This is a genomic window from Nocardia sp. NPDC058176, from assembly GCF_042883805.1.
Taxonomy (GTDB): domain Bacteria; phylum Actinomycetota; class Actinomycetes; order Mycobacteriales; family Mycobacteriaceae; genus Nocardia.
The window spans coordinates 158,479-178,528 of record NZ_JBHVVA010000001.1; the positions used below are offsets into that span (position 1 = coordinate 158,479).

General features: G+C 70.1%; 23 protein-coding genes and 1 pseudogene. 19 read left to right on the forward strand and 5 right to left on the reverse strand.

Translation table 11 applies throughout. From position 1 onward, the window contains the following. Nucleotides 1-190: 190 nt before the first annotated feature. Nucleotides 191-1,171 (forward strand): TerC family protein, encoded by a 981-nt coding sequence (locus ACFVVM_RS00660; protein ID WP_387611447.1) that lies wholly within the window; start codon nt 191-193, stop codon nt 1,169-1,171. Nucleotides 1,172-1,177: 6 nt separating this feature from the next. Here the strand turns inward: ACFVVM_RS00660 and ACFVVM_RS00665 are convergent, their stop codons facing one another. After that, nucleotides 1,178-1,459, reverse strand: coding sequence for a YciI family protein (locus ACFVVM_RS00665; RefSeq protein ID WP_387611450.1), 282 nt, complete (start codon nt 1,457-1,459; stop codon nt 1,178-1,180). A gap of 56 nt (nt 1,460-1,515) precedes the next feature. Beyond that, complete coding sequence (locus tag ACFVVM_RS00670) at nt 1,516-2,082, reverse strand: amino-acid N-acetyltransferase (protein WP_387611453.1); 567 nt, start codon at nt 2,080-2,082, stop codon at nt 1,516-1,518. Nucleotides 2,083-2,264: 182 nt separating this feature from the next. Between ACFVVM_RS00670 and pgsA the strand changes: the two genes are divergently transcribed. The 5 genes from pgsA (at nt 2,265) to ACFVVM_RS00695 (ending at nt 5,932) form a co-directional block, all read left to right on the forward strand. After that, nucleotides 2,265-2,921, forward strand: a complete 657-nt coding sequence (pgsA, locus tag ACFVVM_RS00675; RefSeq protein ID WP_387611455.1) for a CDP-diacylglycerol--glycerol-3-phosphate 3-phosphatidyltransferase — start codon at nt 2,265-2,267, stop codon at nt 2,919-2,921. After that, nucleotides 2,918-3,436 carry a CinA family protein gene (locus tag ACFVVM_RS00680; protein ID WP_387611458.1) on the forward strand — a complete coding sequence of 173 codons (519 nt, stop codon included), beginning with the start codon at nt 2,918-2,920 and terminating at the stop codon, nt 3,434-3,436. The genes pgsA and ACFVVM_RS00680 overlap by 4 nt, the downstream gene beginning before the upstream one ends. 91 nt (nt 3,437-3,527) lie before the next feature. Then, nucleotides 3,528-3,980: a helix-turn-helix domain-containing protein gene (locus tag ACFVVM_RS00685; RefSeq protein ID WP_387611461.1), complete on the forward strand. Its 453-nt coding sequence runs from the start codon at nt 3,528-3,530 to the stop codon at nt 3,978-3,980. A 197-nt stretch (nt 3,981-4,177) separates the two neighbouring features. After that, nucleotides 4,178-4,996, forward strand: coding sequence for a phage shock protein PspA (gene pspA / locus ACFVVM_RS00690; RefSeq protein WP_387611464.1), 819 nt, complete (start codon nt 4,178-4,180; stop codon nt 4,994-4,996). A gap of 84 nt (nt 4,997-5,080) precedes the next feature. Beyond that, nucleotides 5,081-5,932: a hypothetical protein gene (locus tag ACFVVM_RS00695; RefSeq protein ID WP_387611467.1), complete on the forward strand. Its 852-nt coding sequence runs from the start codon at nt 5,081-5,083 to the stop codon at nt 5,930-5,932. Between the two features lie 73 nt (nt 5,933-6,005). On the opposite strand, the gene ACFVVM_RS00700 is transcribed toward ACFVVM_RS00695, so the two are convergent. Beyond that, nucleotides 6,006-7,499 carry a carboxylesterase/lipase family protein gene (locus tag ACFVVM_RS00700; RefSeq protein WP_387611470.1) on the reverse strand — a complete coding sequence of 498 codons (1,494 nt, stop codon included), beginning with the start codon at nt 7,497-7,499 and terminating at the stop codon, nt 6,006-6,008. A 140-nt stretch (nt 7,500-7,639) separates the two neighbouring features. Between ACFVVM_RS00700 and ACFVVM_RS00705 the strand changes: the two genes are divergently transcribed. Both ACFVVM_RS00705 and ACFVVM_RS00710 read left to right on the forward strand, forming a co-directional pair. Then, nucleotides 7,640-7,816, forward strand: coding sequence for a hypothetical protein (locus ACFVVM_RS00705; RefSeq protein ID WP_387611473.1), 177 nt, complete (start codon nt 7,640-7,642; stop codon nt 7,814-7,816). A 26-nt stretch (nt 7,817-7,842) separates the two neighbouring features. After that, the gene (locus tag ACFVVM_RS00710; RefSeq protein WP_387611475.1) at nt 7,843-8,556 is read left to right on the forward strand and encodes a PIG-L deacetylase family protein; all 714 of its coding nucleotides are present in this window, start codon (nt 7,843-7,845) and stop codon (nt 8,554-8,556) included. Nucleotides 8,557-8,564: 8 nt separating this feature from the next. Here the strand turns inward: ACFVVM_RS00710 and ACFVVM_RS00715 are convergent, their stop codons facing one another. Beyond that, complete coding sequence (locus tag ACFVVM_RS00715; RefSeq protein WP_387611478.1) at nt 8,565-9,200, reverse strand: HD domain-containing protein; 636 nt, start codon at nt 9,198-9,200, stop codon at nt 8,565-8,567. Nucleotides 9,201-9,328: 128 nt separating this feature from the next. On the opposite strand from ACFVVM_RS00715, the gene ACFVVM_RS00720 reads away from it, so the two are divergent. From ACFVVM_RS00720 to ACFVVM_RS00730, 3 genes are all read left to right on the forward strand, one after another. Next, a complete protein-coding gene (locus ACFVVM_RS00720) occupies nt 9,329-10,483 on the forward strand; it encodes a glycosyltransferase (protein ID WP_387611480.1) in 1,155 nt (384 codons plus the stop codon). Between the two features lie 153 nt (nt 10,484-10,636). After that, the gene (locus tag ACFVVM_RS00725) at nt 10,637-10,828 is read left to right on the forward strand and encodes a DUF3046 domain-containing protein (protein ID WP_387611483.1); all 192 of its coding nucleotides are present in this window, start codon (nt 10,637-10,639) and stop codon (nt 10,826-10,828) included. A 7-nt stretch (nt 10,829-10,835) separates the two neighbouring features. Continuing rightward, complete coding sequence (locus tag ACFVVM_RS00730) at nt 10,836-12,059, forward strand: tetratricopeptide repeat protein (RefSeq protein ID WP_387611486.1); 1,224 nt, start codon at nt 10,836-10,838, stop codon at nt 12,057-12,059. Between the two features lie 13 nt (nt 12,060-12,072). Here the strand turns inward: ACFVVM_RS00730 and ACFVVM_RS00735 are convergent, their stop codons facing one another. Next, entirely contained in the window at nt 12,073-12,591 is a 519-nt protein-coding gene (locus tag ACFVVM_RS00735) for a CGNR zinc finger domain-containing protein (RefSeq protein ID WP_387611488.1), read from the reverse strand. A gap of 121 nt (nt 12,592-12,712) precedes the next feature. Between ACFVVM_RS00735 and ACFVVM_RS00740 the strand changes: the two genes are divergently transcribed. The 8 genes and pseudogenes from ACFVVM_RS00740 (at nt 12,713) to ACFVVM_RS00775 (ending at nt 19,996) form a co-directional block, all read left to right on the forward strand. Beyond that, nucleotides 12,713-13,162 (forward strand): nuclear transport factor 2 family protein, encoded by a 450-nt coding sequence (locus ACFVVM_RS00740; RefSeq protein ID WP_387611491.1) that lies wholly within the window; start codon nt 12,713-12,715, stop codon nt 13,160-13,162. A gap of 157 nt (nt 13,163-13,319) precedes the next feature. Beyond that, nucleotides 13,320-14,357, forward strand: coding sequence for a recombinase RecA (gene recA, locus ACFVVM_RS00745; protein WP_387611493.1), 1,038 nt, complete (start codon nt 13,320-13,322; stop codon nt 14,355-14,357). A gap of 390 nt (nt 14,358-14,747) precedes the next feature. Further along, nucleotides 14,748-15,296, forward strand: a pseudogene (gene recX, locus ACFVVM_RS00750) (recombination regulator RecX); the annotation flags it as partial. Nucleotides 15,297-15,649: 353 nt separating this feature from the next. Then, on the forward strand, nt 15,650-16,054 hold the full coding sequence (locus ACFVVM_RS00755; protein WP_387611496.1) for a squamosa promoter-binding protein 15: 405 nt from the start codon (nt 15,650-15,652) through the stop codon (nt 16,052-16,054). 206 nt (nt 16,055-16,260) lie between these two features. After that, a complete protein-coding gene (locus ACFVVM_RS00760) occupies nt 16,261-16,911 on the forward strand; it encodes an ABC transporter permease (protein WP_387616679.1) in 651 nt (216 codons plus the stop codon). Further along, a complete protein-coding gene (locus tag ACFVVM_RS00765) occupies nt 16,904-18,082 on the forward strand; it encodes an ABC transporter ATP-binding protein (protein WP_387611498.1) in 1,179 nt (392 codons plus the stop codon). The genes ACFVVM_RS00760 and ACFVVM_RS00765 overlap by 8 nt, the downstream gene beginning before the upstream one ends. 130 nt (nt 18,083-18,212) lie before the next feature. Continuing rightward, entirely contained in the window at nt 18,213-19,019 is an 807-nt protein-coding gene (locus ACFVVM_RS00770; RefSeq protein ID WP_387611501.1) for an ABC transporter permease, read from the forward strand. Continuing rightward, nucleotides 19,016-19,996, forward strand: coding sequence for a glycine betaine ABC transporter substrate-binding protein (locus tag ACFVVM_RS00775; protein ID WP_387611503.1), 981 nt, complete (start codon nt 19,016-19,018; stop codon nt 19,994-19,996). Before ACFVVM_RS00770 ends, ACFVVM_RS00775 begins: the two co-directional genes overlap by 4 nt. The last annotated feature ends 54 nt before the right edge of the window (nt 19,997-20,050 follow it).

Consider the following 20,050-nt stretch of genomic DNA (forward strand, 5'->3'; position numbering starts at 1 on the left):
CGGTCGGTGCGATGACGGTAGCAGCGCGATCCCCGGTGGCGGTACGGGTTTTTCGGCGCGGATGCCCGGGCGGAAATGGGCCGGGCGGCCTGTGTGTGAAATCATGGCGGGCACACATCCACGCGGTACTGGCTGAAATGGACATTTCGGGCATGATGGGCGGCATGAACTACTTCGATCGGACCACTACATGCAGGTGACCGCGCTCGTCTGGGTGATCACCGCGCTGGTGATCCTGGGACTGTTCGTCTTCGACTTCTTCGCGCACGTGCGCACCCCCCACGAGCCCACCTTCAAGGAATCGGGCTTCTGGTCGGCCGTCTACATCAGCATCGCGCTGCTGTTCGGCCTGTTCGTCGCCTGGCAATGGGGCGGAACCTACGCGGGGGAGTACTACGCCGGTTTCGTCACCGAGAAGGCCCTCTCGGTGGACAACCTGTTCATCTTCCTCATCATCATGACCACCTTCGCGGTGCCGCGGATCTACCAGCAGAAGGTGCTGCTCATCGGCATCGTGCTCGCGCTGGTCATGCGCGCCGGCTTCATCGCCGTCGGCGCGGCCGCGATCAGCGCGTTCAGCTGGGTGTTCTACCTGTTCGGCGCGTTCTTGATCTACACCGCGGTGAACCTGCTGCGCGAGAGCGGGCACGAGGCCGAGCACGAGGAGAAACGCGACAGCCGCATCGTCGTGCTGGCCAAGCGCTTCCTGCCGACCACCGACCACTACGACGGCGACAAGCTGATCACCAAGATCGACGGCAAGCGGGTGGTGACCCCGCTGCTGCTGGCCCTGCTCGCCATCGGCTTCGCCGACCTGCTGTTCGCGCTGGACTCGATTCCGGCCATCTACGGCCTCACCAAAGAGCCGTACCTGGTGTTCACCGCCAACGCCTTCGCCCTGATGGGCCTGCGCCAGCTGTACTTCCTCATCGGTGGCCTGCTGGACCGGCTGGTGTACCTGTCCTACGGCCTGTCCGCGATCCTGGCCTTCATCGGCGTCAAGCTGGTGCTGCACGCGCTGCACGAGAACACGCTGCCGTTCATCAACGGTGGCGAGCACGTGAGCGTGCCGGAGATCTCCACCGCGCTGTCGCTGTCGGTGATCATCGGCATCCTGATCATCGCGACGGTGGCCAGCCTGATCCGCACCCGCAACGGGGTGAAGAAGTAGCTTCGCTCAGGCGAAGGCGCCCATCACCGGCAGCCACTCGACGACGCGCACGGCCTCGATCAGGTTTCGTTCGGCGAACGGATCGTGGCCGAGCAACTCGGTCAGCGAGGGGGCGTCCTCGGCCCGGAAGAGCAGCAGCGCGCCCGTACCGTCCGGGTACGGGCCGCTGCTGAGCACGGTCCCCGCGTCGACCAGCGCGTTGAGCCAAGCCCGGTGCTCCGGGCGATGGGTGGCGCGGTCGGCCGCGGTGGCGTCGGTGTAGGTGTAGTGGACGGCGAAAATCGGCACGGTCGTATCACTTTCTGCGGCGGTGCCCGGCTGCTCCGGGCGCGATCGAGCGGGAATCAGAGCGTCAGCAGCATGCGGGTGTTGCCCAGGGTGTTGGGCTTGACGAAGCTCAGGTCGAGGAACTCGGCGACACCGGTGTCGTAGGACCGGCACATCTCGGCGTAGACCTCCGCGGTCACCGGTGTGCCGTCGATCTCGACGAAACCGTGCCTGCCGAAGAAGTCCACCTCGAAGGTCAGCACGAACACCCGCTGCAACTGCAGTTCGCGCGCGACCGCGATCAGGTGCTGCACCACCGCGCCGCCCACCCCGCGGCCCTTCACCACCGGATCGACCGCGACCGTGCGCACCTCGCCCAGATCGGCCCACAGCACGTGCAATGCGCCACAACCGACGACCCGGCCGTCGAGCTCGGCGACCCAGAACTCCTGCACGGCCTCGTACAGGGTGACCAGATTCTTCTCCAGCAGGATCCGGCCGGCGTACTCGTCGACCAGGCGCTTGATCTCGGGGACATCGGAGGTACGCGCTCGTCGGACGACCAGGTGCGAGACAGGCGCCACAGTGGGCGCGACGGGATGCGCGTCGCTGGTCGAACCACTCAGTGGTCCCCGTGAGGTCATGGGGTGCACAGTAGTCGGCCCGGTTACCGATAGTCTGAACATGTGCCGCACATCCTGTCGTTCCGCTCACCGCATCGCGCCGGGCCCGACGACCGGATCGGACGGTTGCGACCGCGCGAGCAAACCACGCGCGAAATTGCTGGATCTCGGCGCAGTGCCGGTGAGTGCCGAGAGGGCGGGGCATGAGCGTGCGACCCGAAGAAATCGATCGCGGGTCGAGTGCGCACGCACCGCCACGCGCGGTGGCGGAGCGGGCCGAACCGCAGGTTCCGCTGCTCAACATCGCCAATGTGCTGACCGTCGCGCGCATTGTGCTGGTGCCGCTGTTCGTGCTCGCGCTGTTCGTCGCCGACGGCCAGGACACCCGCTGGCGGATCATCGCCGCGGCCGTGTTCGGCGTGGCCGCGATCACCGATCGCTTCGACGGGCAACTGGCCCGCAAATACGGCTTGGTCACCGATTTCGGCAAGCTGGCCGACCCCATCGCGGACAAGGCGCTGATCGGATCGGCCCTGATCGGACTCTCGATCCTGGGGGATCTGCCCTGGTGGATCACCCTGGTGATCTGTGGCCGTGAGATCGGAATCACACTGCTGCGGCTGGTGGTCGTGCGGCGCGGGGTGATCCCGGCCGGTCGCGGCGGCAAGCTCAAGACCCTGGTGCAGTCGGTGGCCATCGCGCTGCTGGTGCTGCCGCTGTCGGGCGCCTTCGCCACCGCGGGGATGGTCCTGATGTATCTGGCCGTCGTGCTGACGGTGGTCACCGGCCTGGACTACGTCGGGCAGGCGGCCCGGCTGTGGTTCGCGGGAGGACGCGCGCGCGGCGAGTCCCGCTCGTGAGCGACCCCCTCGGCACGGGCGCGCCCGTCGCCGAACTGGTCAGGGCCCTGAACGCGGCCGGGCAGACAGTGGCGACCGCGGAATCGCTCACCGCGGGTCTGCTGGCCGCCACCATCGCCGGTGTTCCGGGCGCCAGCGCCGTTCTTCGCGGCGGCCTGATCGTCTACGCGACCGACCTGAAGAACCACCTGACCGGCGTCGACGAGCGGGTGCTGCGGCTGGACGGGCCGGTCGCGGCCTCGACCGCCGAGCAGCTCGCGCAGGGGGCGCGACAGCGGTGCGCGGCCGACTGGGGCGTCGGATTGACCGGGGTCGCCGGACCCGATTCCCAGGACGGACATCCGGTCGGCACGGTATACCTCGGGTTGTCCGGTCCGAGCGTGAGCGAAGTGGTCCGGTTGAAACTGGACGGTGACCGGTGGACGATCAGAATCGGTGCGGTGCACAGCGCGGTGCATGAGCTGCTGCGCTGTGTGATCGCGGCGACACCGGACCCGGCTCCGGAGCGGAACTGACCGGACTCGGGAACCACCGGCCGATGCACGACGTTGTGCCAGAAAGAGGTGAGCACCGCTACGGTGGTGACACGAGGTGGAGGAGAACGAGATGACGCTGCTGCGGGAGGCAATCGGGGACAGTCTGCGGCGTGCGCGTCTCGCCCAGCATCGAACGCTGCGCGAGGTGTCGACCTCGGCGCGGGTGAGCCTCGGCTATCTGTCGGAAGTGGAGCGCGGCCGCAAGGAAGCCTCCAGTGAATTGCTCGCCGCCATCTGCGAGGCACTGGACGTGCCGCTGTCGCGGGTGCTGTGGGACGTGAGCACGATCATGGCGGGCGCCGACGGCGCCGCGCCGCGCGAACCCGCGCTGACCGGCCCCGCCGCCGAGCGCGAGCCCGCCGCGGCCGAGCCCGCCCCGGCCGCCGAACCGGCCGATACCGAGCCGGCCGCCACCGCGAGCGCGTCGGCCGAACAGGGCGCCCGAATCGGCATCGCCGAAGACACCCGCATCGTCATCCCGGCGCCCAGAGCCGAGATGCTGGTATTGGTGAAGGGGATGTGACGCGGCGAACCCCGTGCCGGACGCGCGAGACGCTGCACACCGCTGGCGAGAACCGATAGATTCTCTTCAGGCGTCGATTGGGCCGGGGAGACCGGTCCGGGTGCCGCATGGTGAAGGATAAGCACATATCTGGTGCGTGACGGTCGCGCACCACCAGTCGCACACGAGCGACGCACAGATGGAGGCGGGATCAATCGATGGCTAATCCGTTCGTGAAGGCCTGGAAGTACATGATGGCCCTCTTCGACTCCAAGATCGAAGAGCATGCGGATCCGAAGGTCCAGATTCAGCAGGCTATCGAGGAGGCGCAGCGTCAGCACCAGGCGCTGTCGCAGCAGGCGGCATCGGTGATCGGTAACCAGCGTCAGCTGGAGATGAAGCTGAACCGCCAGCTCGACGAGGTCGAGAAACTCAACGCCAATGCCCGGCAGGCCGTCACCCTGGCCGACCAGGCGGCCAACGCCGGCGACACCGAGAAGGCGATCCAGTACACCAACGCCGCCGAGGCGTTCGCCGCGCAGCTGGTCACCGCCGAGCAGTCGGTGGAAGACCTCAAGGTGCTGCACGACCAGTCCCTGCAGGCCGCGGCCCAGGCCAAGAAGGCGGTCGAGCAGAACGCGATGATGCTGCAGCAGAAGGTCGCCGAGCGCACCAAGCTGCTCAGCCAGCTCGAGCAGGCCAAGATGCAGGAGCAGGTCTCGGCCTCGCTGCAGCAGATGGACTCCACCCTGTCCGCGCCGGGCTCCACGCCCAGCCTGGACGCGGTGCGCGACAAGATCGAGCGTCGCTACGCCAACGCGCTCGGTTCGGCCGAGCTGGCGCAGAATTCGGTGCAGGGTCGCATGATGGAGGTGCAGCAGGCCAGCATCCAGATGGCCGGGCACAGCAAGCTCGAGCAGATCCGCGCCTCGATGCGCGGTGACGCCCTGCCCACCGGGAACACCGCGGCGGTCGACCCGGCGCAGCCGCAGGCCGCGCCGCCGCAGATCAACAAGGGCCAGGCGGCTCAGCAGTAGGAGCGCAGGTTCGCCCGAGGGCGCGGTGACCCGGCGGTGACGCCAGGTGACCGCGCCATCAGCGGATCGCGGAAGGACGAGGGGATGAGCGGGAGAACACGGCGCGAACGAGCCGAGATCGTCGACCCCGCCGCGGTCGTGCGCGCGTCCGCCGGGGTGCCCGCCACTTTGCGTGATGTCGGCGAGCAGGCGATGGTCGCGGTGCGCCGCTGGGCCGATCCGCGCGAACGGGAACTGCGCCGTCGCCGTCGGGCCCGCAGGCGCAGCTTCCAGCTCGGCACCGCCTCCGGGATCACCACCGTGGGCGCGGTGGGCCTGGCCGTGGTGTCGGCCCCGGCCTGGGCGGTCGTCGTGATCGGCGGTGGCGCCGTCGCCTTCGTCACCGGTACCGCGTTGAGCGCCCGGCGCTATCTGCACCTGCGGGGCCAGCCCCTGCCGCAGGCGGCCTTCGTCGCCCGCAAGACCCCCGGGCTGCGCTCGGCGGCCCGCGCCCCCATCCAGCGCTTGATCCGCGCCGAGCGGGCCCTGCACGGCCTCGGCACCCAGATCGCGCGCACCCGGCGCCTGCCCGAGGACGAGTTGCGCGACCTGCTCGACACGGCCCGCTCCGGTGCGGCCGCCCTGCACGCCCTCGCCAGCGATGTCACGGCGATGGAACAGGCCGCCGACACCGTCGGCCGCGCCAACCCCGAGACCGTCGCCGCACTGAAGACCACCGTCACCGGCGTGCAGACGCGACTGGACGCCGGTGTCATCGAATACGAACAGCTGGTGGCCGCCGCGGCCCGCATTCTCGCCGTGCCGGAGGACACCGTCGTCGCCTACCAGTTCAACGGCATCGTCGCCGACCTGCGCGAGGCGGCCGATCGCCTCGACGGCTGGGCGCAGGCACTGACCGATCTGGCCGATCGGCCGGTCGGCACGCCGCCGCACTGAGCCCGACCACATCGTTCTCGGCCCCGTCACTCTCGGTGAGTGACGGGGCCGAGTCGTCGCGGTGCCGGGTCGTTCAGGCGCGGGTGGTGGCCCGGCGCAGGGCGTCGAGTTCGGCCGCGCGGGGATCGGCCACCGTCGAGGACCGCGGGGCGTCGAAGATCCGCGCCTTCTTGGTCGCGCTGTCGAAGGCGGCCCAGCCGGGATCGCCGTCGGTCGCGAACCGCACCCAGGCCGTGTGGATTTCGGTGGCCAGCGACTGCGGCGGGGTGGGGCCGGTGATGCTGTGGGCACCGGCGAGCACGTCGAAGACGAAGGGCACTTCCAGGACGTGGCAGGCGCCGAGTCCGGGAAGGTCGGTGGGCCAGGCGAATTCGTAGACGTGGGTGGGTGCGGCGGCCGCGTTGGCCTCGGCGAACTCGACCGTGCCGGAGCGGAAGCACCAGTCGGTGAGGATCGCGTTGAAGATCTCGGCGGGCGTGGCATCGGGGCGCTGGGCCGAATAGGTCTGTGCCACTGCCGCATCGATGCCGTACCGGGCGAGGACGAACGGCAGCGTCTCGGCGGTGACGGCGGCGGCGATCCCGGTGGGGACGGTGAAGAAACGGAACTCGTCGGCGGTGGTGCCCGCGATGAGCGGGACCGCGCGGTCCGGGTGCGCGGCCAGCACATCGGTCGGCAGGCCGGGGACGATGTCGTCGTCGATCACGGGGAACAGGCTCATGATCCCAAGGCCCCGCTCGATCACCGAGGTGCCCCAGCGCTGGGGATCGGGGTCGGTCATCACGGCGAGGGCGATCGCGTTCTGCGCGGCGCGCAGCTGATCGGGGCCGAGGGCGCCGAAATCGGTGGCCGTCGGCGTGATCCCGAGCTCGGCGGCGAGGGCGGCGGCCACCGTGCGCGCGTCCTCGGCGTTCGCGGCCACCGATCCGTTGCCGCTCTGCATGATCGCCCGGCGGAACAGGCCCGTGGTCTGCGGTGCGGCGATCAGCGCCGCCACACTCATCCCGCCCGCGGATTCGCCGAAGACGGTCACATTGCCGGGATCGCCTCCGAAGGCGGCGATGTTCTCGCGCACCCAGCGCAGCGCGAAGATCTGATCGTGCAGGCCGCGATTGAGCGGGGCGCCGTCGAGTGCGGCGAAACCGGAGATGCCGAGCCGGTAGTTGATCGACACCATGACCACGCCGTCGCGGGCGAAGGCGGTGCCGTCGTAGATCGCGCGGGCATTGGACCCGCGCACGAACGCGCCGCCGTGGATCCACACCAGCACCGGCAGCCCGGTGGCGGTGGGGTCGGGGGTCCACACGTTCGCGTTGAGGTAGTCGTCGCCGGGGATGCCGTCGCTGCCGATGAGGGCGTGGATCGGCGCCGGATACGGCGACTGCGCGCAGGTGGCGCCCCATGCGGTGGCCTCGCGCACACCCGGCCAGGCCGGGGCGGGTTCGGGCAGCTGGAAGCGTTTCGCGCCGACCGGCGCCGCCGCGTACGGCACGCCGAGGAAGCGGGTGACGCCGTTCTCGGTGTGGCCACGGATCGCGCCGTTGCTGATCGTGACAATGGGTTCCATGGGGGTGCTCCGCTCTCGGGGTGAACCCTGAATTGTTCCCCATATCGAGTGTGACCTGGTGATTTATCGGTACGGAACTGGCAGCATCGAAAGGGACGGATCGCCGGAGTGCGGTCGCGGAACTGGCGAGGAGTCACATCATGGTCTGGAAAATCATCGGCATCGTCGTCGTCGTGTGGATCGCCCTGTCGATCATCGGCGCGCTGATCAAGGGCCTGCTGCCGCTGCTGGTGCTCGCGGCCATCGGCACCGGCCTCTACCTGCTGTACAAGGCGGTCTCGGGCTCCAACGACAAGTCCCCGCTCACCAAGCCCTGATCCGCGCGGCGCCTACCATGGGCCGGATGGAGCAGGTACCCGAGAACTGGCGGCGCGGCCTGGTGATCGTCGCGCATCCCGACGACATCGAATACGGCGCGGCCGCGGCGGTGGCCCGCTGGACGGGGCAGGGCAAGGACATCAGCTATCTGCTGGTCACCCGCGGTGAGGCCGGGATCGCGGGGATGGCACCGGCGCAGGCGGGACCGCTGCGTGAGGTGGAGGAGATCGCGGGGGCGCGCGAGGTCGGCGTGCACACCGTGGAATTCCTGGATCATCCGGACGGGCGCATCGAGGAGGGGCTCGCGCTGCGCCGTGATCTGGCCGCCGCGATTCGCCGGCACCGCCCGGAGCTGGTGGTGCTGTTCAACTTCGGTGACACCTGGGCACCGGGCCTGGTCAACAGCGCCGATCACCGTGCGGTCGGCCGCTCGGCGATGGACGCCATCTCCGACGCGGGCAATGAGTGGATCTTCCCCGAACTCGCCGATCTGGCGCCGTGGTCCGCGCGCTGGGCCGCGGTGGTCGGTCCGGTCGTCACCCACGCGGTCGATGTGAGCGAGCACCTGGATCAGGCGCATGCCTCGCTCGCCGCGCACCGCCGCTACCTGCAGGTGCTCAGTCCGTCGGTACCGGTCGAAGAGCAGGTCCGCGAGGTTGTCACGATGGCCACCGGGCCCAAGGAGGGGTTCCCCGCCGCCCACGCGGTCGGCTTCGAACTGTTCACGTTCGCGGGCTGATCGTCGCATCAGCGTCGACGAGCTCGGGCCGCGACCCGTTCTATCACTGGGTACCAATCCCGCAGGGGCGCAACGGGTAACCCGATCACTTTGCCCGCGTCATCGGCCCGGCGTAGCGCGAGGGCGGCGGCGAAGTCCGGGTCGGCGCGGAAGGTAGCGGCCTCGGCGGGCGACATCGGTCCGCCCTGGGCGATGAGCGTGCGTCGGCTCGACGCCGACAACCCCGCCGCGTGCGCCGGATCCGTCGCCACCTGAAAGCGTTTCGCGACCACGTGCAGTTCCACCAGCCGTGCCACGCGGGCGCCGAGCAGCGGGCGCACCGCGTCGGCGCCGTGGCGGCCGTGACCCGCGTCGTCACCGGGGACGAGCACATGGCCGATGTCGTGCACCAGCCCGGCCACCTGGAGTTCCTCGTCGTCGGGATGGTCGCGGCGCAGCAGCTGCGCGCACTGGCGGTCGTGGTCGAGGATGTCGACCGGATCGCCGCTGCGATCGGCGGTGTCCCAGGCGTTTTCGCCGGCCGCGAGCAGTGCGAACAGCTCGGAAACGGTCGTCGGTGGTCGGCCCGCCGTCTCCGCGCTCGGAGCCGCAGGAGCGACCGCGCGGAGCGGCGGTGTGGCGCCGTCGAGGGCATGTGGTCGCACGGATTCCTCCTGAGTCGCCGGGTGGTGCGGTGGACGCGCGTCGGCGTGACGTTAACGCACGAGCGGGGATTCGGCCGGGTGTGATGTGGGCGACAGACACCGCCCGCCGATGTGGCAGGCTGAGGCGCATGCGAGTAGCCGTGGTGGCCGGGCCCGATCCAGGGCATGCGTTTCCCGCGATCGCGTTGTGTCTGCGATTGCTCGAGGCAGGCGACGAGCCGGTGCTGTTCACCGGGCCGAGATGGCTGGACGCGGCGCGGGCCGCGGGGATCAGCGTGCGCAGGCTCAAGGGGCTGGCGCCGCGGATCACCGACGACGACACCGACGCGGGCGCGCGGATCCACGAGCGCGCCGCCCACATCGCGACCGAGAATCTGCCCGAGCTGAGCGCGATGCTGCCGGACCTGATCGTCTCGGATGTGCTCACCGCGGGCGGGGGAATGGCGGCCGAGCGACTCGGGCTGCCCTGGGTCGAACTGTCCCCGCATCCGCTGTACCTGCCGTCGAAAGCCTTGCCGCCCATCGGCAGTGGGCTCGCGCCGGGCGAAGGCGTGCGCGGCCGGGTGCGCGACGGGGTGTTGCGCACGATGACCGCGCGCGCGGTCCGCACCGGACTGCGCCAGCGCTCCGAGGCCCGCGAGAGCATCGGCCTGCCCGCCGAGGACCCCGGTCCCGCCGCCCGGCTGGTCGCCACGCTGCCCGCGCTGGAGGTCGAGCGGCCGGACTGGCCCGCCGACACCCATGTGATCGGGCCCCTGCTGTGGGAGCCCACCGACGCCGTCCTCGCGCTGCCGCCCGGTGACGCCCCCCTGGTGATGGTGGCGCCCTCCACCGCGCACACCGGCGTCGAGGCGATGGCCGAGACCGTGCTCGCCGGCTTGACCGGTCTCGGTGTGCGCGCGGCGGTTTCGATGCTCGACACCCCACCCGCCGACCTGCCCGACTGGGCGACCGCGGGCCTGGGTCGTCAGGACGAACTGCTCACCCACGCGGCGGTGGTCGTTGGCGGCGGCGGACACGGTCTGCTCGCCAAATCCCTCTCTGCGGGGGTACCCGTGGTGACGGTGCCCGGTGGCGGCGACCAGTGGGAACTGGCCAATCGCGCCGTCCGCCAGGGGAGTTCGCTCCTGGTGCGGCCCCTCACCGCCGAGGCGGTGGGTGCGGCGGTCCGCAAGGTGCTCGACGATCCGGCCTTCGCCGCCGCCGCACGCCGGGCGGCCGACGGCCGCGACGAGGTGGCGGACCCGGTGGAGATCTGCCACCGCGCCCAGGCCTCGGTCTGAAGCACGATCCGGCGACCGGCAGGCCGTTGCGGCGCGGAGCGAGTCACCGGCCGCGGGTTCAGGCCTGACCGCCGCAGTGTTGCCGCCGGATGCGGCAACGGTCCCCGACGGTGGCCCTGTCGGGTGCGCCCGGGCGCGAGTATCTTGGGCAGCGTGCGGTTGACCGAATTCCAGGAGCTGATGCACACCGAGTTCGGCGTGGCCCGCGCCGACGCCCTGCTGGCCGATCATGTGATCCCGGCGCTGGGACGAACCGGGCGGTCCGCGATCGATGGCGGTGTCGATCCGCGGGAGGTGTGGCGCGCCCTGTGCGCCGACTTCGATGTCCCCCGGGCCCGGTGGTGATCGGTCCATGTCCGTGACAGCACACGACCCGCCCACCCGGCCGTACCGGTTCGACGAACGGCTGCGGATGATCCCGGTCGACCCCGAGAGCCTCGCGGCCAGGGTCGCCGTGGCCGACCCGCGTGACTTCGCCGGATTCCGCCGGCTCGGCATCGCGTTGATGCTGCTCGGCCGCCACGACGAGGCACTCGACCGGCTCGATCGGGCGCTGGAGCTGGCCGACACCCAGCAGCGCCGGATCACCGTCTGGATCAACCTCGGCGACGTCTACCGCTACCAGGGTGAACCCGGCCCCGCCGAGACGCTCTACCGGCGTGCGCTCGAGGCCAGCCGGGCACTCGACCCGGATCTGGTCTCCTTCGCCGCGCACCACCTCGGCAAGTCGCTGGCCGAGCAGCACCGCCCGGACGAAGCCCGCCTGCTGCTCAACGAGGCGCTGCGGCTACGGGTGGCCGACGGCGAGCCCGAACTCGTCGAGTCGACCCGGACCGCGCTCGACCACCTCGCCGACCTGGCGCTGCCGCTGCCGCCGGTCGTCGCCGAACTGCTCGGCCCCGCGCCCGTCTGGTCGGCCGAGCACGAGGGTCGCGGCGGCAACCTCGTGCGCGCGGGCGGGTACTGGATCAAGCGGGGGCCGCAGGCAGTGGCCGAGTACGAGCGGCTGACCTGGTTGCGCGACCACGGGATCGCGGTGCCCGCGGTGGCGGCCTTCGCCGAGGATGTCCTCGTACTCGCCGACGTCGACGGCGGCTCGCTCACCGAGGCCACCGACGCGGCCGCGGTCGGCACGCTGATGGGCCGGGTGCTGCGCCGGGTGCACGACCTCCCGGTGGACGGATGCCCGTTCGACAGCGGCCTGGACGTGAGCCTCGCGCGCGCCCGCCGCGCGGTGGTCGAGGGCTTCGTCGACCCCGCCGACTTCGACGACGACCACCGTGACCTCAGCCCCGCCGAGGTGCTGTCGCGGTTGTCGGACCGGCGTCCGGCCGAGGAAGACGTGGTCGTCACGCACGGCGATTTCACACCGGGCAATGTGCTGGCCGGGGGAGTGCTCATCGATGTCGGTGCGCTGGGCCGCGGCGACCGCTATCGCGACCTCGCCCTGGCCCACCGCGACCTGGCCGGCGACTTCGGCGCCGACGCGGTGGCGGCCTTCGATGCCGCCTACGGGCTGTCCGAGCTCGATCCCGACCGGCTCCACTACTACCGCCTGCTCGACGAATTGTTCTGACGCCGAACCGGATTCACTCCGCGGTCTTGGCGTAGTGCCGGGCTGCCTTGGTGCGGTTGCCGCAGGTCGCCATGGAATGCCAGCGGCGGGTGCCGTTCTTGGACGTGTCGTAGAAGAACAGGACGCAGTCGGGGTGCGCGCATTGGCGGATGCGGTGCGGCGCTTCGGCGAGGAGCCGGAGCAGATCATCGGCGGCCAGCCAGCCGGGCAGCCACGCCGGATCGGCCACCTCGGGGACATCGCGCGGGCCCTCGCCGGTGAGCTCACGGCGGATCCGGCCGTGCGCGAGAACCCGGTTCACGGCGGCGTACTCGGCCGTGGTGACCGCGGCGTGAATGGCGTCACGGGCGGTGCGCAGCGCAAGGCGGGTGTGCTCGTCGGCGGGGACCCGACCGGCGAGGCCGAGCAGGTCGAGCCACAGTCGCAGCCCGTCGAGATCGTCGAGCAGATCGCCCGGGTCACCGCCGCGCCACCGCGTGTTGAGCAGGTCCAGGGCGGGTGGTTCGCCGGTGTGCGGACGGGGATCACGCATGCGGCGAGGCTATCAACCCCACCGGTTGACGCCGCCGTTCCACCGCCTTAGGGTCTAACTTGCAAAGATCAATTAGAAGGTTAGGTTCGGATCTGTCGAACCTCCGGGGAAAGGCTTCGCCGTGCGACCACCACTGCCGCCGTTCGATCTCGACTCCGCGCGCGCCAAGGTGCTCGCCGCCGAAAACGCTTGGAACACCAGGGATCCCGAGCGCGTCGCCGCGGCCTACACCGAGGATTCGGTGTGGCGCAATCGCGACGAGTTCTTCACCGGCCACGCCGCGATCATCGACTTCCTCACCCGCAAATGGGCGAGCGAGAACGGCTACGTCCTGCGCAAGGATCTGTGGGCCTTCCACGACAACCGCATCGCCGTGCGCTTCCAGTACGAATGGCACGACGCGGCGGGGCAGTGGTGGCGCAGCTACGGCAACGAGCAGTGGGAATTCGCGCCGGACGGGCGGATGGCGCGCCGGGAGGCCAGCATCAACGACGTGCGCATCGACGAATCCGAGCGACGGCTCTTCGGGCCACGCGCCGAGGGCGACGACTCGGTGCTGCCGCAGCGGTAGTCGCCGGATCGCCGGTGAGGGAGTGCTTCGCGTGTCACCGGGCGCGTCGCTTGACTCGAATGGGTGTTCGACTAATCTGGGCGCAGAACTTGTCGGTGCCGGCCTCTACTGTGGGCGCCAACCAGAGAGACACTCACCTCGAGAAGGGGAACCACACATGGCACCGCAGGCCTACGATCGCGACAAAGCGCTGGAGCTGGCACTGGCGCAGGTGGAGAAGAGCTTCGGCAAGGGCGCGGTCATGCGCCTGGGCGAAGAGGCCCGCCAGCCCATCTCCGTCATCCCGACCGGCTCCATCGCCCTCGACGTCGCGCTCGGTATCGGCGGCTTGCCGCGCGGTCGCGTCGTCGAGATCTACGGCCCGGAATCCTCGGGTAAGACCACCGTCGCGCTGCACGCGGTGGCCAATGCCCAGGCCGCGGGCGGCGTCGCCGCCTTCATCGACGCCGAGCACGCGCTCGACCCCGACTACGCCCGCAAGCTCGGTGTCGACACCGACGCCCTGCTGGTCTCCCAGCCCGACACCGGTGAGCAGGCGCTCGAGATCGCCGACATGCTGGTGCGTTCGGGCGCCATCGACATCATCGTCATCGACTCCGTCGCCGCCCTGGTGCCGCGCGCCGAGATCGAGGGCGAGATGGGCGACAGCCACGTCGGCCTGCAGGCCCGCCTGATGAGCCAGGCGCTGCGCAAGATGACCGGCGCGCTGAGCACCTCGGGCACCACGGCCATCTTCATCAACCAGCTGCGCGAGAAGATCGGCGTCATGTTCGGCTCGCCGGAGACCACCACCGGCGGTAAGGCGCTGAAGTTCTACGCCTCGGTGCGCCTGGACGTGCGCCGCATCGAGACCCTCAAGGACGGCAGCGACGCGGTCGGCAACCGCACCCGCGTGAAGGTCGTCAAGAACAAGGTGAGCCCGCCGTTCAAGCAGGCCGAGTTCGACATCCTCTACGGCCACGGCATCTCCAAGGAGGGCTCGCTCATCGACATGGGCGTCGAGCACGGCTTCATCCGCAAGTCCGGCTCCTGGTACACCTACGAGGGCGACCAGCTGGGCCAGGGCAAGGAGAACGCCCGCAAGTTCCTGCTGGAGAACACCGACGTGCGCGACGAGGTCGAGAAGAAGATCAAGGAGAAGCTGGGCATCGGCGCCGACCTGACCGCCGAGGCCGACGCACCCGCCGACTTCTAGCCGATGGGTTCGCCGACCTCCGACGCCGTCGACCCCGTCGAGGACATGCGTCGGCAGCTGGCCCGCCTCGGCATAGCGGTGGAGCCCGCGCCGCAGGCACCGACCGGCACGGATGTCGACGCGCAGGCCGGATCGCGGCGGTCCGCACGCGGGGATCGGCGGGATGGTTCGGCGACAGGACTCGTCCGCCCGGCGCGTGAACAGCGCGTCGAGCCGGACGTCAGGGGGATTCGATCGGGTGCGGGCGATCCGCAGCGCGCGCACCCGGTCGGATTCGCCGACAGCGGGGACCGGCCCCGCGGCCCGCGCCGGGGACGTAGGTCTCGACGGCGCGACGAAGACTCCCTGTCGCCCGGCGTCGGTGGTGACGACGGGCGGCATGCGGATCCGGTGGCGGCCGGATCCGAGCCGGGAGAGCCCGAGAGGCGGGCCGGCGCACGCCGGCTCGCCCCGGGTGACCGGCCCGGTGCGACCCTGGAACAGGCGAAAGACGCGTGTCTTCGCCTGCTCGCGGTCCGCGCCCGCAGCCGCGCCGAGCTCGAGAAGCGGCTCGGCGAGAAGGGTTTCCGGCTCGAGATCATCGAGGCGGCGCTCGGCCGGCTCGCCGAAGTCGGTCTGATCGATGACGCGGCCTTCGCCGAACAGTGGGTCCACGCGCGACACACCTACTCCGGCAAGGGCAAGAAGGCACTACAACGCGAACTCCGCGACAAGGGCGTGGCGCCCGACGAGGTGGAACAGGCGCTGGCGATCGTCACCGACGACGCCGAACACGCCCGCGCCGCCGACCTGGTCCGCCGCAAACTCCGCACCCTGCCGAGCGATCTGGACCGCGACAAGGCATTACGTCGCCTCGTCGGCATGCTCGCCCGCCGCGGCTACGACCAATCCACCGCCTTCGCCGTCGTCGCCACCGAACTCGCCGACGCGGGCTACGAACGCACGCCGACACCACCTCGCCCCACCGGTCCCGCCTTGGCCGACCACCGATCCGGGGCCGACGGAACGGACGACCCACCAGCCGCCGACGACCTGCCGGACTCCGGCGGTGCCGACGAGAACTCCGACAGCACAGAAGAGTCCAGCACCCGAGGTCGTCGTGCCCGGTCGAGGCCGGTTCCGGGTGAGGAACAGGATGCCATCGACCTGGTCCGGCGCAAACTCCGCTCGATCCCCGCCGACCTCGACCGCACCAAAGCCACCCGCCGCCTGGTCGACCTGCTCGCCCGCCGCGGCTACAGCCCTACCGTCGCCTACGCGGTGGTGAAAGCCGAACTGGCCGAGGCCGGTCGATGAGCTCGGTGACCAACGTGATGCTGTCGGTGTCGTACGACGATCGCCCGCAGGCTGCCCAGCTGAGCCTCTGGTTGGAGTCGAATGGACGCACACACGGATCATCGCTGCGTGGCTGCGGTTCGCTGCGGGAGATCTCGCGCGAGGCAGTGCTCTGGGGCGGTACGAAACGCCCCGAGTGCGAGGTGTGGGCGGGTGTGCTCGACCATGCGGACTTGTCCGCGGTTCTGGCCGCGGTCGCGGGAACGGCCTGGGTGGAACCGGATTCGGTCCAGCTGCTCCTGATGGATCAGCACGACTTCCACTTTCAGCTCTGGATGGTGCGCGAGGGAGTGTGGCGGCAGTATGCGCCGCCGAATCCGGAGGGTTCGGCGATCGAGTTCGGTGGCGGGAACGTGCTGTGACGATCGCGGGGGATGGGCGAATCGCCGCGGTGTGGTCGTGGGGCGCGTAGGATGATTCGGCGCTGGTGAAAGCTGTTTTCGCGCAGGCGGATTCGAGTTTCGGATAGCGGTGTGGGGCGGGGGTGGCGTGTTTCGCCCGGTGGTGGGTGGGGCACTCCGGAGGGCAGGGCCCGGTGGGGCCGCCGGACTACGGGGGAGGTGAGACCCTGGACGCGTTGTGGTCGTTCGTGGTGAACCGGCGCGAGCAGCTGCTGGTCGATTCGTATCTGCATGTGTCGGCCGTGGTGCAGTCGCTGGTGGTGGCGACGTTGATCGCGGTGGCGCTCGGGGTGCTGGTGTACCGGAGTCCGCTCGGGTCGGCGGCGGCGACCGCCACGGCGGGCGCGATTCTCACGGTGCCCTCGTTCGCGCTGCTCGGGTTGCTGATTCCGTTCCTCGGGCTCGGCGTCGGACCGACGATCGTGGCGCTGGTGCTGTACGCGCTGCTGCCCATCCTGCGCAATACCGTGCTCGGCCTGTCCTCGGTGGACCCGGCGGTGATCGATGCCGCGCGGGGTGTCGGGATGAACCGCCTGCGCCTGCTCGCCAAGATCGAACTGCCGCTGGCCTGGCCCGCGATCCTCACCGGCATGCGGGTGAGCACCCAGATGATCATGGGCATCCTGGCCCTGGCCGCCTACGCGAAGGGGCCCGGTCTGGGCAATCTGATCTTCTCCGGGCTCTCGCGTCTCGGCAGCCCGAACGCGGTGCCGCAGGCGCTCACCGGCACCGTTCTCATCGTCGTGCTCGCGCTCGCGCTCGACGGCGTCCTGCTCCTGCTCGGACGGCTCACCATATCGAGGGGAATTCGTGACTGACACCGAAACCAGCGCCGCGGCGACGGCAGCGACCGTCTCCGGCGTCGAGATCGTCCTGGACCGGGTCACCAAACGCTATCCGGAGCAACGCGATCCGGCCGTCGACGAGGTCAGCATGACCATCCCGGCGGGGGAGATCGTGGTGCTGGTCGGCCCGTCCGGCTGTGGCAAGACCACCACCATGCGGATGATCAACCGGCTCATCGAACCCACCTCCGGCACCGTCACCATCGGCGGCCGCGACGCCGGGGCGATCGATGCCGACGAATTGCGCCGTGGCATCGGCTATTCGATCCAGCAGGCCGGACTGTTCCCGCACCTCACCGTCGCCAAGAACATCGCCACCGTGCCCGGCCTGCTCGGCTGGGATCGCCGCCGTGCCGCCGCGCGCACCGACGAGATGCTCACCCTCGTCGGCCTCGACCCCGCCACCTACCGCGACCGGTATCCCCGGCAGCTCTCCGGTGGCCAGCAGCAGCGGGTCGGCGTGGCGCGGGCACTCGCGGCCGACCCGCCGGTACTGCTGATGGACGAGCCGTTCGGTGCCGTCGACCCCATCACCCGGGCTCTGCTGCAGGACGAATTGCTGCGCTTACAAGGCGAACTCGGCAAGACCATCGTGTTCGTCACCCACGACTTCGGCGAGGCCGTGAAACTGGGCGACCGCATCGCCGTCCTCGGCGACCGCTCCCGCATCCTGCAATACGACACCCCCGCAGCCATCCTGGCCGCCCCCGCCGACGACACCGTCGCCGGTTTCGTCGGCGCCACCCCCGCCATCGACCGCCTCGGCCTCACCGTCCTCGCCGACATCGACCTGGACCAGGGCACGGCGGTCACCGACGACACCGCACCCGCCGACCTGGCCGCCGCCCTGCGCGCGAGCGATCGCCAGTGGGGCATCGTCCTCGACCCGGAGCGCCGTCCGCGGTACCGGGTGTCGACCTCCGAACTCGCCCACGCGGATTCTCTCCGTGATCTCGGCACACCGATCGGCACCACACTGCCCGCGGATGCCACCCTGCAGGACGCCCTCGCCCTCCTGCTCACCGACCGCACCGCCTCCGCCGTGGTCGTCGACCCCACCGGCGGCTACGCGGGCGTGGTCACAGTGGACACCCTCATCGGCCACCTCGCCGCGTCCACTCCGGCAGAGCCGGTTTCGACATGACTCCCGCCTCCACCGAGGACACCGGTGCTGCCGCGGTGCCGTTGCCCCGAGGCCGGATCGCCGACAGCGTCGGGGTAGCCGGGTCCGTCACGGGCATTGTGCCGTCAACCGGGCAGGCGAGGGCTCGTTCATGACGAATTCCGTCTCGGCCAAACCTCGTTCGGTGGTTGACGTTCCCGCCGCAGTGGCTGCCCCGGGTGCGCAGCGCCGGGCCGAACTGCTGCGTCTGCTCGTGCAACCGGTGATCGTGCTGATCCTGACCGTCGGGGTGCTGGTGTGGGCGTTTCGGCGCGATCTCACGCTGACCCAGCAGGCCAGCATCAATGTGGGCAACATCGCCGAGGTCACCTGGCAGCACGTGCTGATCACCGCGACGGTGGTGCTGATCGTCATCGTGGTGGCGGTGCCGCTGGGCACCCTGCTGACCCGGGACCGTTTCCGGCGGCTGGCCCCGATTTTCGTCGGTATCGCCAATATCGGGGCCTCGGCGCCCGCGATCGGCCTGATCGTGCTGTGTTACCTGGCCACCCGCACGACCGGGTTCTGGGTGGGAGTCGCGCCGATCGCCTTCTATTCGCTGCTGCCGGTGCTCCGCAATACGATCCTGGGCTACCAGCAGGTCGATCCCGCCGTGATCGATGCGGGGCGCGGGCAGGGAATGTCGGCGGTGCAGGTGTTGCGGCGCATCGAGTTCCCGCTGGCCGTGCCCTACATCCTGGCGGGGTTGCGCACCTCGCTGGTGCTGGCGGTCGGCACCGCCACGCTGTCGTTCCTGGTGAGCGCGGGCGGGCTCGGCATCCTGATCGACACCGGCTACAAGCTGCGTGACACCGTGACGTTGACGCTCGGCGCGGTCCTCGCCGTCGCCCTCGCGCTGTTCGTCGACTGGCTCGGCGCGCTGGCCGAACAGTTCCTCGGACCGAAGGGGTTGCGGTGAGAATCGCCGGATGGTTGCGCGGGCTCGTCCCGGTGCTCGGTGTCGTCGTGCTCGCGAGTTGTGGTCTGCAGTCGGGGAGTTCGGTGCCGCTGCCGGTGGGGCCGGGCAGCATCGGGCCGGTGCCCGAACTCGACGGGGTCGCGGTGACGGTCGGTTCCAAGGACTTCACCGAGGCCAACATCCTCGGCTACCTCATCGAGTTCGCGCTCACCGCCGCGGGCGCGAATGTGCGTGACCTGACCAATATCCAGGGTTCCAACAGCCTGCGCGACGCGCAACTGCACGGCCAGATCGACATCGCCTACGACTACACCGGCACCGGCTGGATCAACTACCTGGGCAACGAGACTCCCGAACCGGACGAGCGCAAACAGTTCGAACTGGTCCGCGACGCCGACCGGGCCGAGCACGGCATGGTGTGGGCCGCGATGGCCCCGATGAACAACACCTACGCGCTCGTCACCAGCCGGACCACCGCCGAGCAGACCGGGGTGCGGACGCTGTCGGACTACGCGGAGCTCGTCGCCAAGGATCCCGCCACTGCGGCCACCTGCGTCGGCACCGAGTTCAATGTGCGCCAGGACGGCTACCCCGGCATGGCCCGCAAGTACGGCATCGACGTCGGGGCGGTGCAGAAACAGATCCTGCAGGATCCGCTCGTCTACCAGGCCACTGCCGACGCCAAACAATGCCGGTTCGGCTCGGTCGCCGCGACCGACGGCCGCATCCCCGCACTCGACCTGGTGCTCCTCGAAGACGACAAGGGCTTCTTCCCGAAGTACAACGCCGCCGTGGTGATGCACGGCGACTTCGCCGACGCCCACCCCGAGGTCGCCGAGATCATGGCCCCGATCTCCGCGCGCCTGACCAACGAGGTGATCACCGAACTCAACCGCCAGGTCGACATCGGCGGCCGTGAACCGGCCGACGTGGCCCGCGACTGGATGGTGGCCGAAGGGCTGGTCACCGCGGGCTGAACCGCTCCCGCGCGACGGTTTGCCGAACTGTTACCCGCGGTGGTCCGAGATGTC

Excerpts from the sequence above, each read along its gene's own strand:
- ACFVVM_RS00755 (WP_387611496.1), top strand. The coding sequence starts at position 15,650 with ATGAGCTCGGTGACCAACGTGATGCTGTCGGTGTCGTACGACGATCGC.
- pspA (WP_387611464.1), top strand. The coding sequence starts at position 4,178 with ATGGCTAATCCGTTCGTGAAGGCCTGGAAGTACATGATGGCCCTCTTC.
- ACFVVM_RS00700 (WP_387611470.1), bottom strand. The coding sequence starts at position 7,499 with ATGGAACCCATTGTCACGATCAGCAACGGCGCGATCCGTGGCCACACC.
- ACFVVM_RS00720 (WP_387611480.1), top strand. The coding sequence starts at position 9,329 with ATGCGAGTAGCCGTGGTGGCCGGGCCCGATCCAGGGCATGCGTTTCCC.
- ACFVVM_RS00735 (WP_387611488.1), bottom strand. The coding sequence starts at position 12,591 with ATGCGTGATCCCCGTCCGCACACCGGCGAACCACCCGCCCTGGACCTG.
- ACFVVM_RS00685 (WP_387611461.1), top strand. The coding sequence starts at position 3,528 with ATGACGCTGCTGCGGGAGGCAATCGGGGACAGTCTGCGGCGTGCGCGT.
- ACFVVM_RS00730 (WP_387611486.1), top strand. The coding sequence starts at position 10,836 with ATGTCCGTGACAGCACACGACCCGCCCACCCGGCCGTACCGGTTCGAC.
- ACFVVM_RS00660 (WP_387611447.1), top strand. The coding sequence starts at position 191 with ATGCAGGTGACCGCGCTCGTCTGGGTGATCACCGCGCTGGTGATCCTG.
- ACFVVM_RS00670 (WP_387611453.1), bottom strand. The coding sequence starts at position 2,082 with ATGACCTCACGGGGACCACTGAGTGGTTCGACCAGCGACGCGCATCCC.
- ACFVVM_RS00710 (WP_387611475.1), top strand. The coding sequence starts at position 7,843 with ATGGAGCAGGTACCCGAGAACTGGCGGCGCGGCCTGGTGATCGTCGCG.
- ACFVVM_RS00695 (WP_387611467.1), top strand. The coding sequence starts at position 5,081 with ATGAGCGGGAGAACACGGCGCGAACGAGCCGAGATCGTCGACCCCGCC.
- pgsA (WP_387611455.1), top strand. The coding sequence starts at position 2,265 with ATGAGCGTGCGACCCGAAGAAATCGATCGCGGGTCGAGTGCGCACGCA.
- ACFVVM_RS00705 (WP_387611473.1), top strand. The coding sequence starts at position 7,640 with ATGGTCTGGAAAATCATCGGCATCGTCGTCGTCGTGTGGATCGCCCTG.
- ACFVVM_RS00770 (WP_387611501.1), top strand. The coding sequence starts at position 18,213 with ATGACGAATTCCGTCTCGGCCAAACCTCGTTCGGTGGTTGACGTTCCC.
- recA (WP_387611493.1), top strand. The coding sequence starts at position 13,320 with ATGGCACCGCAGGCCTACGATCGCGACAAAGCGCTGGAGCTGGCACTG.